The following is a 16,132-nucleotide window of genomic DNA, read 5'->3' as shown; positions in this document are numbered from 1 at the left end:
CATTATGACGCTGTTACTTAAGAGTTTATTTTTTCCTGACCGACGAACCCTCATCTTCGCGATTAAAGGCGTGATCTCGATGGCGCTCGCCTTATATGTGGCCATGTTTTTAAATTTAGAACGGCCATATTGGGCGCTGGTGTCAGCGGTATTTTTGCAAATTCGCCCCGAAAGTGGCCTCGTGATCGAAAAGGGCTTATGCCAAATTGGCGGCACCTTAGTCGGCGCACTTGCAGGGATTGCCATACTCAACGGGTTTACACCCTATCCCGAACTCGCCTTAGGATTACTCGCCTGCTGGATAGGGTTAAATTCTGGGTTGTCGGCCATGGTGCGCCAGCAAAACTTTGTCTATGCCTTTGCTATGGCGGGCATGACAGCCTGCTTGATAGTGCTCATTGTGATGGCGAGCCCAGGCACAGCCGATAGTGCAAAAATATTCGATGTGGCGCAGGCGAGGATCAGCGAAATTATCGTCGGCGCAATTTGTGCCGTCTTGGTCAGTTCGCTACTTTGGCCGACTAAGGTAAAACATGGCCTGCAACTGCATGCTAAAAACACAATTAATCAAACGCTTAACTATCTTGCATTAGAACTCGATTTACAGGGCGTACATGCGAGCCGCCATGAACATATCGACACTATTATGGAATCAGTATCGGCGCTGAGTGACGACTCCAGCGCGGTGATTTATGAAGGTCCCGAAGGACGCGGGCAGAGCCATGCGGCGAACTTTCTCTGCAATAAAACCCTTTCGCTGTTGGCGGCAATCCAAATATTTGGCCGACTACAACGTAATCACTCCCATCTGGTCAGCGAACCGCTCGCGAAAACCTTAGCCAATATGCGCAGCAGTTTTACCCTGATGGCGCAATCCACTGATGACCAAGAATGCTACAAAATGGCGCGTACTTTAAGGTATCAACTCCAACAAAACCTGATGCAATACCGCGACCGAACCCCATTAGAGACTCGCTTACTCAAAGTTGCGATGGAGTTAAGCGCCGATCTGATCATGGTGCTCAAGAGTTATAACGTACTGACAAGCAATTCTGCGGTACAACTCAACGCGCCGCCAATGGAATTTCACCGAGATCCACTGATAGGGTTTACGACCGGTCTACGCAGCATGGCGGTATTTGTCATTGGGGCTTCGCTGTGGATCGGCACAGGATCGAGCGCGGTACTCATGATGATCCTGATGCCAGTGGTTTTTTCCATCATGATGGCGCGCCAGCCACTGCCGATGCTAACCACGATTTTGCGCCGTATTCTTGTCGGTATCACTATCGCTGTACCCCTCACAGTGTTTTACGCTTTACCTTTGCTGGCAGAGAGTAGCGGCGATTTCGAAATCCTCATTTTAGTGCTCGCAGGCCCCTTTTTTATTGGGCTACTCGCTTTAGCGAATCGACCGACTTTACCCTATGGTCTCGGGATTTGCGTGCCGTTTGCGGTATTAGTACAGCCCAGTAATACCATTTCATTTGCGATAGAAAACACCGTCAGCAATGCCTTAGCGATTTTTGTTGGCGTCACTGTGCTGTATTGGTTGTTTAAATTGATTACCGAACCTAGCCAGCGGTTGATGCAATATCGTCTGCTGCAATCTATCCAAAAAGATCTAGTGCATATCGCGCAACATGATGATCCTGAGCCTTGGTTTAACGCCCGCATGGGCGATCGACTGCTGCGGATAGCCAGTTACGAAAAAGGCTCGGGCAAGAGTTCGAGGGTATTTACCGATCTGGTGTTCACTGCACTGAATCTAGGCCATGTGTCGATTCGAATGCGGCGCATGTTGCAGGGGATTTCAGATACGCACTCAGACTTAGGCTTAGAAAATGCACTCAACCTCTGGCAACACAATTTAGGTCAGGCATTTATCGCCTGCGCCCACGGCCAAGTCGCAGAAGAGTTTAACACCAGCAGCGAAGCCTTATTACAAGCGCTGGCGCAATGCCCGTTACCCCACGAACAATTCACTCTGATTACTGGGATGTTTGAACGCATCACATTAACCTTCGAACGCACTGCCCACAATATCGCCGAGCAGAAAAACACCTCTAAAAAATAGTCAGTTCTCAAACTATTTTCCGCCGAAAAAGCCACTCTCGTGCTGCCGCCAAAACCATTTAAATCCAATAGAAGCTTGATATTTGGCCGATAAAATGCCTTAATATAATTAGATCACTAACTATATTGGTGATATAAATTCAATTATCAACCAAGGAGCAATTATGTCTACGGAGAACCCACCAGAGGAAAATCTTATCTCGCAAGTAGCAAGCTTTACCCGATTACACGCCAAGGAAACCATGCAGTTTATGTGTTTATGCGCAATATTAAGCACCTATCTCTTTGTCATTTTGAAACCGAGTATTATTCAAAATAACAAAGCGTTAGGAGACAAATAACCCATGAATTACCTGGCTTACGTTTCCTTAGCGATTTACTTTATCGCCATGCTTGCTATTGGCTTATTCACCTATAAAAAATCCACCAGCGATGTATCCGGCTATATTTTGGGCGGCCGCAAGGTGAGCCCACAGGTCACCGCACTCTCAGCAGGTGCATCTGACATGAGTGGCTGGATGCTAATGGGTCTTCCCGGCGCAATGTTTTTGGTTGGTTTCGAAACCATTTACATCGCACTTGGACTATTGATTGGTGCTCTAATTAATTACTTGGTCGTTGCACCCAAATTAAGGGTCTATACCGAAGTCGCGGATAACGCCCTTACTATCCCGGAGTTTTTTGCTAAACGCTTCGGCAATGCCAACAGCAGTATCCGAATTATCTCGGCCGTGATCATTGTGATCTTCTTTACCTTGTATACCTCAGCGGGTTTAGTGGCTGGCGGTAAGTTATTTGAGTCAGCATTTGGCCTGAACTACGACATAGGTTTAGTCGTCACCCTCGGCGTAGTGGTTTCTTATACCTTGTTGGGCGGATTCTTAGCAGTGAGCCTCACTGACTTTGTCCAAGGCTGTATCATGTTTGTCGCTTTAATCTTAGTGCCTGTGGTGGCATATCAAGAGTTTACCAGCGCTGACACTATGCTGAACTTTGCGTATCAATCGATTCCACACTTCACCGATGCCATGCAGAACGTCACTATGTTAGGGCTTATCTCAAGCTTATCTTGGGGACTCGGTTACTTTGGCCAACCGCATATTATTGTGCGCTTTATGGCAATTCGTTCAGTCGCTGACATTAAAACCGCCAGACACATAGGTATGGGCTGGATGACAGTGACCATTGTGGGTGCACTGGCAACAGGTCTTGTCGGTATCGCTTACGCCAATAAATTTGGCATGAAGCTGACCGATCCTGAAACCATCTTTATTGTGTTTTCTGAGTTGTTGTTCCATCCGATCATTAGTGGCTTCTTATTAGCCGCAATTCTGGCCGCGATCATGAGCACCATTTCATCGCAGCTATTAGTGTCATCAAGCTCGCTAACGGAAGATATCTATCGCGTGATGTCGAAGAAAGAATCTAGCGAAAAAGACATGGTGAAAATGGGACGCTTTGGCGTAGCTGGCGTGGCAATTGTCGCAAGTCTACTAGCGCTTGACCGCTCTAGCAGTGTGCTGTCATTGGTGAGTAATGCATGGGCAGGATTCGGTGCCGCCTTCGGTCCGTTAGTCTTGTTTAGCTTGTATAAAGCTAACCTAACCCACAAAGCCGCGATTGCCGGCATAGTGTCAGGCGCAGCCACAGTGCTGTTTTGGATTTATGCACCAGTACTTGCTGACGGTAAAGCTTTAACCACAGTGGTGTATGAGATGATCCCCGGCTTTGCCGTGAGCAGTGTGGTGATTTGGATAGTCTCGTTACTCGATACTGATCCCTGTGCCAAAACCACTAAATTATTCCATAAGGCTGGCCGTGTTTTAGCCGAAGACAGATGAGGCGCGCAGGTATGACTGACTTACCCTGGAAACGCATTGTCGTTAAGGTAGGTAGTGCCCTGATTGCTCCACACAAACAAGGTTGCAGCAGCCACTACTTACTCGGCATTGCCCAATTTATTACTTATTGTCGTGCCCAAGGGATCCAAGTTGTCTTGGTCTCTTCGGGCTCAGTCGCTGCAGGATGGCATCACTTTGGCGAGGTTGATAAACCGAGCGTCACAGTGAAGAAAGCCATGGCTGCAGCGGGTCAGGCCGATATGATGGCCACATGGAACAAGTTATTCGATTTCCCAACCGCACAGCTACTGTTAACCCACGGTGATTTACGCAATCGAGATCGTTACATTAGTATTAAAGACACGATTTTCAGCCTACTCGAACATGGGCTATTGCCTATCATCAACGAGAACGATGCCGTCACCGCCGACAAGCTCAAAGTTGGCGATAACGATAATCTCTCGGCCATGGTCGCCGCGGCGGCCGATGCCGATACGCTGATTATCTGTTCGGATGTGAATGGGCTTTACACACAAAACCCCCATGAATATCCCGATGCACAGCTTATCAAGCAGGTGACCGAGATTAATGCCGAGATCTACGCCATGGCAGGCGGCGCCAGCAGTGCCGTCGGTACGGGGGGAATGCGGACTAAGATACAAGCCGCCAAGAAGGCGATTTCCCACGGGATCGAAACCTTTATTATCAATGGTTTTGATGCCGACTCATTCAACCAATTGTTGAAGGGCCAAAACCCAGGAACCTTATTTACCCCCGATGAGAAGCCAATGCAGGATCACTTGCACTGGATGACACATACCTCGCAGGCTCAAGGCGAAGTCATTGTTGAAAATGACTTTAATATCGCCCTTGATATCCATAGCGAGCAATTGACCAGTGACGATGTCGTTGCCATCAATGGGGACTTTTCTGTCGGTGACACCATTTTAGTACGCAAAGACGATGGCACTAAATTGGCCAAGGCCAAATCCAATTACAGCAGTTGTTTACTTAGCTTTATTACAGACCAAGACGATCGCGAGTTTGCCAGTGAATTTCAGCAAAAGACTGGGCCGATTATTTCCGAGAAAAACATCGCCATTCTCGAATAAGCATCAGCCGAATAAAACTAAGCGAGTAAACATCTAAGCGGAGTAAATATGACTTTAATCAAAAATTTATCTCAAGAAGCTGCCAAGGCGGCTCTGATCCTCGCCCAAGTTGACGAACAGCTTAAAAATACTGTACTCCTCGATATGGCACGCTCATTACGCGAAAAGTCCTATGAAATCCAAAGCGCAAATTTAATCGACTTACACAGAGCGACCGCCGATAACGTCGGCCCAGCCATGCTCGACCGATTAACGCTAACGCCAGAGCGTATAGAAGCTATGGCGGTAGGCATTGAAACCATCGCCGCCTTACCCGATCCGATTGGCAACGAACGCTATATTGGTCAGCGACCTAACGGCTTATCCATCAGTAAGATGCGCGTTCCCTTAGGCGTAGTTTGTATGATTTATGAAGCGCGCCCCAATGTCACCGCCGATGCGGGTGCCCTGTGCTTTAAATCCGGCAATGCCGTGATCCTGCGCGGTGGTAAAGAGGCGCTGCACAGCAGTAAAATTATCGCCACTATTTTGCAAAGCGTATTGAAACAATACGGTTTGCCCGAGGCGTTAATCACAGTGGTGCCAGACCCAGATCGCGCCCTCATGCTAGAACTGCTGCAGCAACGAGATTATATCGATGTGATCATTCCCCGCGGCGGCGAAGGCTTGATAAACTTTGTGACTGACAACAGTAAAATCCCAGTGATCCAGCATTTTAAAGGCGTGTGTCATTTATACGTCGATAAAGATGCCGATCTGGATATTGCTATGGACTTACTGCTCAACGGTAAAACCCAGCGCACTGGCGTATGTAATGCCCTCGAAGCCCTATTAGTACACCAAGAAATTGCCTCGCAATTCCTGCCTAAAGTAGCCAAAGCGCTGGCCGAGCATAAGGTTAAAATCAATGCTTGTACTCAAGCCGGTGGTTATTTTGAAAACTGTACTTACATGGAAGAAGACGATTTCGGCCAAGAGTATTTAGATCTCGAAATTGCCATTCGCCAAGTCGATCACTTTGACCATGCTATCCAACATATTGCCCGTTTTGGTAGCCAGCACACCGAAGTGATTTGCACCGAAAACGAAGTCACAGCCGCACACTTCCAACGTGCGGTCGATGCTTCTGTGGTAATGGTCAATGCCTCTTCGCGCTTCTCCGACGGCAGCGAACTCGGCCTTGGAGCAGAAATCGGCATCGCGACCTCTAAGCTACATGCCTATGGCCCAATGGGACTCGAATCCTTGACCGCTGAGAAGTATTTAGTCTCAGGCACAGGCCAAGTACGGGCATAAACCTAAGGTGTAAATCACACTTTTAGGCTTAACAAGTCCGCTGGATTTCGATTCAATTGTAAAGATTAAAGGCCACAGTCAGTAACGTCTGTGGCCTTTTTGTTGGCTAAATTGACCCTATCCACAACAGCCTGAGTTCCCAGTCAATGCCCTGAAACCGAGTTATAGTAAGGCATGCGCTAAAAGTGCAGATCCTACTGCGACGGCTTGTCACAGCTCGCTGACAAGCTATTCGCCAATAAGTTACAACCCAGCTTAAACAATTTACACATTGAGCATATTGCATTTATTTTCAACAAACCTATCATGCGATCGATTCTCATTTGCACCTAAACACTTTATTTGCACTCAGGATCACCAATCATTATTTAATCTGAAATCGCCTGAAAGGATTGAAATACCATGCCTCCCCTATCTGTTTTAACGTCTTGGCGCTCGCCATTGATCCCTGTACTTCTCAGCACACTTACTCTGACGGTTCAAGCCAATACTGACCCTAAGCAAGATGAGAAAAAAGATACAGAACAGATAGAAAGATTGAACGTGGTAGGAACATACACCCGCGCGGCAATGAATAGCGCCACGGGTTTGTCTATGTCACTCAAAGAAACCCCACAAAGCGTCACTTTGATTACCGAAGAGATGATTAGCGACAAAGGTTTGGTCACTATGGAGTCAGTGTTAAATCACACTCCTGGCGTGACTATGGTGGGCGATGCCTCTGAAAATAGTCAGATATTCGTGCGCGGCTATGCACTAGACAGCGGTGTTCAAATTGACGGCTTAATCACAACCTCTTCATCCCATGTTTACAGCGGCTCAATTGATCAAGGTTTAGACCCTGTGATTGCCGAACGGGTTGAAGTATTAAAAGGGGCGGCAGGGATTTTAAGCGGTTTAGGTGAACCTTCTGCCACGGTTAATTTTATTCGTAAACGTCCAACGGATGACACCCGTGCCACGGCAAGTGCAAGTTATGGCTCATGGAATACCTATAGACTTGAGGCCGATGTTTCTGGCTGGCTAACGGATTCGGGCAATGTGAAAGGTCGATTCGTAAGTGCAGTGAAGAAAGGCGATTCTTTTATCGATCGCTATCAACGCGATACCACAGTGCTCTATGGCGTAGTTGAAACGAGTCTAAGTACCGATACTAGCTTGTCACTGTTTGCGGACTATCAAAAATCACAAACCGACGGTGTGTATAACTGGAACTCTAATCCCGCATTTTATACCGATGGCACAGCTGTCGATTTTGGCCGCAACTACTCTAGCTCACAGGACTGGACCCATTGGGACGTGACCCAAAAGAGTCTCATGGCCGAATTTAAACATAGATTCGATAACGACTGGTCACTCGTCAGTGCCTATCGTATCGCCAACGCCACCATAGACGCATTGGCCTTTTACCCAGGCGATTATATCGTCAAATCAACCGGCGAATTTGTTGGCCCTTGGGGCGATACTTATGCCGCCCAACATGATCGCGAGTCAGATACCAACAGTTTCAACCTGTATGCAACGGGTAACTTCGACTTACTCGGCCGTGAACATAGCGCTGTGATCGGTTTTAACTATGGTGACAACGAGTTCGATAACATCAACACGAACTCCGCCCCTCAACGTCGCTATAACGTCGCGGATCAGGGCAATTACCCCAAGCCTAATATTCCTAATTCACCCACCAATGGCCAAACCAATGAGCAAAGCCAATCGGGTGTTTACGGCACTGTCCGTGTCAATCTGTTGGATTCACTGAAATTAATGGTCGGTGGACGCGTAAGTAACTGGTCCTATGAAAAGCATGATCTCGTGGGTAACAGCACAGATGCGACCATGGAAAAAACCGGTATTTTCATCCCCTACTACGGCCTAGTCTACGATGTGACCGAGCAGATCGCTGTCTACGCTAGCCGTACTGAAATCTTCAAACCTGGCACCTATTTTGGTGAAGATGGCCAACTGCTCGAACCTGCAGAAGGCACAAACGTCGAAGGCGGCGTCAAGGTCGCGCTGTTCGATGACACGCTAAACATGTCAGCTGCAGTCTACGAAACCAATAAAGACAACGAACCCGAATATGCAGGTAAAGGTCAACTACCTTCCGGCGACTCTATCTACGAAAGTGTGGATGGGATTACCACCAAGGGCTATGAGTTAGAAATAGCCGGACGTCTTACCGACTTATGGGATATCAGCGGTGGTTATACCCACAACAATGCAGAAGATAAAGATGGCCTACGTCGTCAAACTTATCTGCCCGAAGATATCTTCAAACTCACCACTAAATATAACTTTGAAGACATTCTGCCGGGCATTACTGCAGGTGCGAGCTGGCGCTGGCAGAGCAGCACCTTCTATCAAGGCACTATTTGGGGTGTCGATGGCGCGCCGAATGTGGCTTACCGCCAAACACAATCCGCCTACTCACTCGTTGACTTAATGTTTGGCTACCAAATCACACCTTCTATTTCTATGCAATTGAACATTAACAATATTTTCGACAAGAACTACAACCGTTCACTCTGGGGTTACGCCGACTTTGGCGAGCCACGTAATGCCACACTATCACTACGTTGGACGCTCTAAAACATAGCCCTAACCCCAAATAACATTAAGGATGATCAAATGAAACAAGCACTTGTGATACTCACTTTACTCGGCGGTATCGCTTTTTCGGCTCAAGCACATGAAGTATGGCTTGAGCGTAATAACGATGGTTCGGTTAAAGTGCAATTTGGCGAACCGGGTTCAGAGCAGGCTTCGGCAGAAGAGTTAGCATCGTTAAGCGCGGCGCGTATTTTCGCCGCCAATGCCAAGACACCGTTAACCGCCACAGCACAGGCCGATCATCTACTGGTCAAAACCCAAGATAGCAAGAGTGACATCAGTTTCTATGCCGATACCGCGTGGCAACCATGGAAAACCGAGACCGGATTGCAGGCCGCAATACTCTATGCCCGCACGGGACAAGAACACACAAAAGCGCTGCAAGATTTTGAATTTACGCCAGTAAAGTCAGGCGTTCCCGAGTTTGTGCTTAGCTATAAAGGCGCGCCACTGGTGAATCATCCAGTGCAAGTGTATCGCCCCGGTTTTTGGAGCAAGTCTTTCACCACCGATGCCCAAGGTAAATTCGCCCTCGATACCCCAGATGCGGGCCGCTACTTACTCGTCAGTAATCACACCACAGAAGGTAAACAAACACTCGCAGGCAACGAGGTTGATAGCGTTTTACACATCACCACCACGAGTTTTATCACTCAGTAATAATCTTAATAGTGAGATGGAGTTAACGTGCGTTATTTAATGATAGGTTTATACATGCTGTGTTCTGCAGTCCACGCAAGCACAGCACCTGTAACAGTCGCCTTGCCCCAAACAGGCAGTACCAATGAACTTTTGCCACTCAGTGGCTCCATTAAATCCGCACGGGTAGCCCGCTTATCTGCACGTACCGATGGCCTAGTCGCCAAAGTGCTGGTCGATGCGGGCTCGCAAGTCCGCGCTGGCCAGCCTCTACTCGCACTCGATGACACCTTAGCCATACACCAATTAGCACAGCGTCAGGCCGATGTAATGGCCGCTAAGACCATGCTGGCAGAAAAACAGCGACTCCTCACCGAAGCGCAAACACTCAGTTCTCAGCAATTATTCCCCGAAACTGAGCGCGCGATTCGCCAAGCGGCGTTAACCGAAGCCGAAGCTAATCTGCAGAGTTTAACGGCGGCATTAGCACACCAAAAAGAGGTGGTCGCCCGCCACCAACTGATCGCGCCGTTTGCGGGAGTGATTTCAAGCAAACAAACTGAAACTGGTGAATGGGTCAATGTCGGCACTGAAATCTTCACCTTAGTATCCCAAGAACAGCTCTGGCTCGATATTCAAGTCCCACAGGAAATGTTCCAAAACATAGCCACTGCAACTCAAGTCGATATTGCCGCAGATATGCTGCCTGAACAGCAGTTTATCGGCCATGTGAATGCACTCGTCCCCGTGAGCGACCACAATGCTCGCAGCTTCTTGGTGCGCTTAACCATTCCTGATGCGAGTGGACTTTTGATGCCCGGCACATCGGCCACTGCGACCTTCCACTTACAGCGGGCGCAACACAGTGTTGTCGTGCCGCAAGATGCGCTAGTCCGTCACCCGGACGGCCAGTTCAGTGTCTTTACCGTGCAAAACAACATAGCCCAACGGCATACCGTTCAAGTGGGCCACACGAGCGCCATAGGGATTGAAATCCTTAGCCCATTACCCAAAGACGCGCCCGTGGTGATCCGCGGTAACGAGAGCCTACAAGACCAACAGCCAGTCTCTGTACTCAACTCTGCTGTAGGAGGTTAGTGGGATGCTGAAGTTTGGAATTAAACATGGCACCTTACTGTCTGTCATCGTCTTGATATTCTGCGTGTTGGGCACGGCTGTAGCACTGCGTATCCCAATCCAAATGATCCCCGACTTAGATGTGCGCACCATCAGTGTCGCCACAGGTTGGCCGGGAGCAACACCGCAAGACGTCGAGAAAGAAATTCTGCTTGAGCAGGAACGCTACCTGCGCACCCTGCCCAACTTACAACGCATGACATCTTGGGCTGATACGGGTTCGGCATGGATCGAACTCGAATTCCCCCAAAGCACTGAGATAAGTGACGCGCTTATTCGTGTTAGCAATGCGCTCAGCCAAGTATCGTCTTATCCAGAAAACGTCGACCAACCACGGCTTTATAGCAGTTCATATTCAGACAACGCTTTCATGTATTTCCGCCTCGTGCCTGTCGCGGGGAACCCGCTGAATCTAGACATAGACATGATGCGCGATTTTGCTAACGACTTTATTCGCCCACAAATGGAACGCGTCAAAGGCGTTTCCTCCGTCACCATTCAAGGCGGCGCCGAACGGCAAATTCAAATACGGCTCGATCCCGCCAAACTCGCCCAACGCGGCATCAGCATTATGGATGTACGCCAAGCCATTAGAGATCGCAACAAGGACACCTCAGCTGGCGATATCGACAGTGGTAAAAAACGTTATTTACTGCGGGTGATTGGCCGTTTCGAGGATTTAAATCAACTTAAGCAACTGATTTTAAAACGCCAAGGTAATACTAATATTCTGCTGCAAGACGTGGCCGAGATAAAACTAGACCACGCCGAGATCCGTGAACTGTCCTTTGCCGAACAAGAACGCACCCTCAGCTTAGCGGTCAAACGGGATGTTGGTTCTAACGTTATCGCCATCAAAGATGCCATGATGCCAGTGGTAGCGCAGATTAATCAAAATCAACTCGCCCAGCACGCCATGCAGTTAGAGCTATTCAGTGATGATGTGCGCTATGTGCAAAATTCGGTTGAAAATGTGTGGGTCAATTTAGGTCTTGGAGCCTTACTGGCAACCTTGGTCATGTACCTCTTCTTGCGCTCGAATCGAGCCACCCTGATTGGTGTTATCGGTATTCCGCTATGTACCTTAGCCGCCTTCGTCGGGCTGCTGGTGTTTGATCGCACTATTAATGTCATTTCGCTGGCGGGTGTTGCCTTTGCCATAGGCATGACGGTCGATAACAGCATCGTGGTGCTCGAAAGTATTGAACAAGCGCGCAGACGCGGATTAGAGCGTATCGAAGCAGCCATAAGTGGTATCTACGATGTCTGGCCCGCAGTATTAGCCTCGACGCTCACCACAGTGCTAGTGTTTGTACCCATTCTATTTATCAAACAAGAAGCGGGGCAACTGTACTCGGATATCGCGATTGCCATCGCTTCATCCATTATCGCTTCTATGCTGGTCGCGGTGTTCATCGTACCCGCCGCTATTGCCCGTTTTGGTTTCGGTAAGATGCACTCGGCGCAGACAAACCAAAGTGAGCCGCCCAAAGCATCACGCATATTGAGCTTAGTCAGCCAACTTGTACTGTCGGCAAGACGCCGCACCTTTGTGATTGTGCTGTCACTCGTCTCGACGATCGGGCTTGCGGCTTGGCTGATGCCTCCGGCCGAATATTTACCCGAAGGCGAAGAACCAAAAGCCTTTACTTCTATGGTCGCGCCGCCGGGTTACAACCTATCGGAAATGGCTAAAATTGCTGAAGAATTAACGACTCAGCTATCCGCGAGAGTCAATGCCGAGGCGGCATCCTTTGAACGTGGTGAGCAAAAGATCCCGCCGCTAAAATACTATACCCTCAGCGTGGGTGTCGGCAGTATTTGGGTGATGAGCGAGCCCGTTCGCAGCCAAGATATGGATGCCATGATGAGCTCACTCACCGCCTTGTTTGAGCAATATCCGGGCATGCGCGCCTATTCATCGCGGGGTTCCATTATTTCCAGCAACGATGGTGGAACCCGCGCTGTCGCCTTGGATATTTCTGGCCCAAATCAAGCCAGCCTCTATCGTGCTGCAGAAGCGGCGTATCAAGCGGCGGAAAAAGTATTTGCCGAACCTCAGCTGTATTCTGACCCATCGACCTTGTCGCTAGACCAACCACTTTGGCAGATTTCCCCTCGCTGGCAACGTCTTGTAGAACAAGATTTTAGCGGCAGCGAGTTTGGCTATGCGGTTTCGGCACTGAGCGATGGCGCCTATGTCGACGAGTTTTTCCTCAATGATAACAAGGTGGATATCTTTCTATTAAGTCTGGCAGGCAATCAACAGAGTCTGTCGCAATTGGCACTCGCTCCGATAGTCACGCCTAAAGGTAATGTACTGCCACTGCAAGCCTTGGCCGACATTAGCGAGCAAATGGATAGCGACAGTTTACGCCGCGTCGATGGCCGCAGAACCGTGACCCTTTACATTATTCCGCCGCGTTCCATTGCGTTGGAAACCGCAGTGGCTAAGGTGCGGGAAGAATTAGTCCCCATCCTCTATCAACAGGGTGCTGTCGGCAAAGATGTCAGTTTGGATATTTCGGGCGCAGCCGATCAGCTCGAAGCGACGAAAGCGGCACTCTCCAGCAATTTTCTGGTCGCCGTGTTGATCATCTATTTGTTATTAGTCGCGATTTTTAATCACTGGGGTTATCCGTTGTTTGTGCTGATCACTATCCCGCTCGGACTTGCGGGCGGTTTAATCGGCTTACAAGCGCTTAATTCTATTGGCAGCTTATTTGCGTATCTTGGCGGCCAAGGTTGGCACCAACCCTTTGATATGATTACTATGCTTGGATTTTTAATCCTACTCGGCACTGTCGTTAACAACCCGATTTTGATCGTGGAACAGAGCCGTAAAAACCTGCAATCGGGTCAGCTTGGTGTCGTTGATGCCGTCAAATCTGCCGTTGCCAGTCGATTACGACCGATTCTAATGTCTACCGCGACGACCTTGTTTGGCTTATTGCCGCTGGTGTTATTCCCCGGTGCTGGCAGCGAACTCTACCGCGGCGTTGGCATAGTGGTATTGGCAGGTCTTATCGTGGCAACGCTACTCAGCTTAACCTTTTTACCCGCCCTGTTAATCTCTGTGCTATCCCGCACTCACAAGACAAATTCAGCAGAAGTGGCACACCATCATGACTGAAAAAACCAACATGACTCCGCCGTTAACACAAAGACTGATGCGCTGGAAAACGTCAGCCATCTGGAGCGATAGCCTGCACATAGGTAATCGCTGCCTCGCAGCAACCTTTGGCGGCTATTTGTTAAGTGCAGTAGCGACTATTTTATTCGCGCAAATCCTGCCGTTATCTCAGGTTGATCGGGTGTTAACCGCCATGATGCTGTCATTTACTGTGTACACCTGCGCCGTGATTTGGGTGTTCAGCGTTAAATCAACATGGCGATACTGGCTGGATTTATTCGCGCTCAGCGGTCTGCTGTATTTAGCTTACCTCGCAGCTAAAGCGTTTGATGCAACAAGTGCTCAAGGGAGTGGATTATGAAAGACTCCTTTTTTCGTTCAATGACTTGGCTACACACTTGGGTTGGATTGCTAACCTGCTGGGTGTTGTTTCTGGTTTTTTTCGCCGGAACAGCGGCCTATTACCGTGCTGAAATCAACCTGTGGATGCAACCCGAAAACCACGGCAGCCAATATGATGCCAATGCGGATAATCAACAATTGATACTCAATGGCCTCACGTCCTTGGCACAACAAGCGCCTGACGCTGAGTCATGGTGGATTTACTTACCCACACAACGGGTGCCATTACTGACCTATGCATGGAGCGATCCCGCCGCTGAAGGCCAGCGATTTGGTGATTATCATCAAGGCTTTATTAACCCTGCGACAGGTGAAGCCTTACCTAAAGCACGGGAAAGCCGAGGGGGCGACTTTCTCTATCGACTGCATTTCGACTTGTACTACATGAGTGTACTCACGGCGCGTTGGATCGTCGGTTTTTGCACTATGTTCATGCTGGTCGCCATCATCAGCGGGATAGTGATCCACAAACGTATTTTTAAGGATTTTTTTAGTTTTCGCCCCGGAAAAGGCCCGCGCTCTTGGTTAGATGCCCATGTCGCCAGCTCAGTTCTCGCATTGCCCTTTCATCTTATGATCACTTATACCGGCCTAGTGACCCTGATGTTTATGTATATGCCATGGGGACTTAACACGCAATATGGTGATGAAACTCAAGCCTTTTATTCGCAATGGAAACCCATTTACCAAACTCCCGCCGCCACTGGCACACCAGCCACTATGCTCGATAGTCAAAGTTTACTCAGTGCGATTCACAGTGTCGTGGGTGAGTCGCCACTTGAAGGCTTGCAGTTTGATAATCTCAACGACAGCAATGCCAGCGTAACAGTCAAAATCTCCCCTGAGCACAGCTTAAATCAGCAAGCGCCTTGGTATCACTTGTCTACTGTGACAGGTGCTGTGTTGGCGCAGTCGGCTGTGACTTCGGGAGCGAATCAAACCCAAAGTGTCATGATAGCCCTGCACAGTGGTCGCTTTGCAGGCCAAGGCCTACGTTTACTGTATTTACTGGCGGGATTAACAGGCTGCGTGATGATCGCCAGCGGCGCAATTATGTGGGCCGATAAACTGGCACAAAAGCAGCTTAAAAAAGATAAAAATCATAGTGGGCTGACGCTAGTGAACATGTTGAATCTCGCCACCTTTGCTGGCCTGCCCATTGCGCTAGCCTGTTATTTTTATGCCAATCGACTCTTACCCGTCACCTTTGCGGATAGAGAGTACTGGGAAATCCATTGTTTCTTTATCAGTTGGGCGTTAGTCACACTGCTCGCTTGTTTCAAACGAGATAAACAAACATGGCAACGACTTTTTTTACTCACATCCTTGCTTTATGGCCTGCTACCTCTGCTTAATGCCATGACTTCACAGTATCAGCTGATAAGCAATCTACAGCGCCAAGCCTATGTTCTCGCAGGATTTGATCTCATGATGCTCGCACTTGCAGCGCTGTTTTACATGGCAGCCAAACGCTTGCGTAGCCCTAAAAAAGTGCTGGCTACACGGGTAACCAAAACGACGGCAGAATTAGGAGTTGAATCATGACAGCCACAGGCGAATTGTTAACCTGTTTTATCGCCATGGGGCTGTTGGCCTTATCTTATTTTAGCCACCACCGCGCCGTGCGTAACCGCCCGTTAACCGATGCACAGGAACGCGGATTTCGCACCGCTGGTACTGCAACGCTCGTCCTGTGCTATTGGCTTGCCAGTCGTCATTACGGCCCAGCGTACGCCAGCGTATTACTGCTCGGCTGGGTATGTTTGAGTTCGATAATCCTAGTAATTTTACTCAGCTACAAACCACACTGGCTACAACCCATATTGCCCGCCAGCACCGTAGTGTGTTTGCTCGGTTTGTTGTATTAATCCATGATTTTAAACACC

Annotated in this window: 12 protein-coding genes; all 12 read left to right on the top strand. The window is 48.9% G+C overall.

Annotation, left to right across the window (positions count from 1 at the left end; translation table 11 throughout):
• The first annotated feature begins 4 nt into the window (after nucleotides 1-4).
• The 12 genes from L5L98_RS12790 (at nucleotide 5) to L5L98_RS12735 (ending at nucleotide 16,114) form a co-directional block, all read left to right on the top strand.
• Nucleotides 5-2,077, top strand: a complete 2,073-nt coding sequence (locus L5L98_RS12790; RefSeq protein ID WP_263141359.1) for an FUSC family protein — start codon at nucleotides 5-7, stop codon at nucleotides 2,075-2,077.
• 163 nt (nucleotides 2,078-2,240) lie between these two features.
• Nucleotides 2,241-2,417, top strand: a complete 177-nt coding sequence (locus L5L98_RS12785) for a hypothetical protein (protein WP_168826181.1) — start codon at nucleotides 2,241-2,243, stop codon at nucleotides 2,415-2,417.
• A gap of 3 nt (nucleotides 2,418-2,420) precedes the next feature.
• The gene (gene putP / locus L5L98_RS12780; protein WP_263141356.1) at nucleotides 2,421-3,917 is read left to right on the top strand and encodes a sodium/proline symporter PutP; all 1,497 of its coding nucleotides are present in this window, start codon (nucleotides 2,421-2,423) and stop codon (nucleotides 3,915-3,917) included.
• A gap of 11 nt (nucleotides 3,918-3,928) precedes the next feature.
• Nucleotides 3,929-5,029 (top strand): glutamate 5-kinase, encoded by a 1,101-nt coding sequence (gene proB, locus L5L98_RS12775; protein WP_105250714.1) that lies wholly within the window; start codon nucleotides 3,929-3,931, stop codon nucleotides 5,027-5,029.
• Between the two features lie 48 nt (nucleotides 5,030-5,077).
• Nucleotides 5,078-6,325, top strand: coding sequence for a glutamate-5-semialdehyde dehydrogenase (locus L5L98_RS12770; protein ID WP_168826177.1), 1,248 nt, complete (start codon nucleotides 5,078-5,080; stop codon nucleotides 6,323-6,325).
• A 402-nt stretch (nucleotides 6,326-6,727) separates the two neighbouring features.
• Complete coding sequence (locus L5L98_RS12765) at nucleotides 6,728-8,914, top strand: TonB-dependent siderophore receptor (protein ID WP_263141354.1); 2,187 nt, start codon at nucleotides 6,728-6,730, stop codon at nucleotides 8,912-8,914.
• 39 nt (nucleotides 8,915-8,953) lie between these two features.
• The gene (locus tag L5L98_RS12760) at nucleotides 8,954-9,595 is read left to right on the top strand and encodes a nickel transporter (protein WP_105250717.1); all 642 of its coding nucleotides are present in this window, start codon (nucleotides 8,954-8,956) and stop codon (nucleotides 9,593-9,595) included.
• 27 nt (nucleotides 9,596-9,622) lie between these two features.
• Nucleotides 9,623-10,672, top strand: coding sequence for an efflux RND transporter periplasmic adaptor subunit (locus tag L5L98_RS12755; protein WP_105250718.1), 1,050 nt, complete (start codon nucleotides 9,623-9,625; stop codon nucleotides 10,670-10,672).
• A gap of 4 nt (nucleotides 10,673-10,676) precedes the next feature.
• Complete coding sequence (locus L5L98_RS12750) at nucleotides 10,677-13,844, top strand: efflux RND transporter permease subunit (protein WP_263141352.1); 3,168 nt, start codon at nucleotides 10,677-10,679, stop codon at nucleotides 13,842-13,844.
• Nucleotides 13,837-14,205, top strand: a complete 369-nt coding sequence (locus L5L98_RS12745) for a hypothetical protein (RefSeq protein ID WP_263141350.1) — start codon at nucleotides 13,837-13,839, stop codon at nucleotides 14,203-14,205. The genes L5L98_RS12750 and L5L98_RS12745 overlap by 8 nt, the downstream gene beginning before the upstream one ends.
• Nucleotides 14,202-15,791 (top strand): PepSY-associated TM helix domain-containing protein, encoded by a 1,590-nt coding sequence (locus L5L98_RS12740; protein ID WP_263141349.1) that lies wholly within the window; start codon nucleotides 14,202-14,204, stop codon nucleotides 15,789-15,791. Before L5L98_RS12745 ends, L5L98_RS12740 begins: the two co-directional genes overlap by 4 nt.
• On the top strand, nucleotides 15,788-16,114 hold the full coding sequence (locus L5L98_RS12735) for a DUF3325 domain-containing protein (RefSeq protein WP_263141348.1): 327 nt from the start codon (nucleotides 15,788-15,790) through the stop codon (nucleotides 16,112-16,114). Before L5L98_RS12740 ends, L5L98_RS12735 begins: the two co-directional genes overlap by 4 nt.
• Nucleotides 16,115-16,132 lie beyond the last annotated feature (18 nt).

Origin of the sequence: Shewanella sp. SM23 (assembly GCF_025654295.1) — a bacterium.
GTDB lineage: Bacteria > Pseudomonadota > Gammaproteobacteria > Enterobacterales > Shewanellaceae > Shewanella > Shewanella oncorhynchi.
Note: the sequence above shows the minus strand (reverse complement) of the source record. Positions and strands in the feature narration are given on the sequence as shown.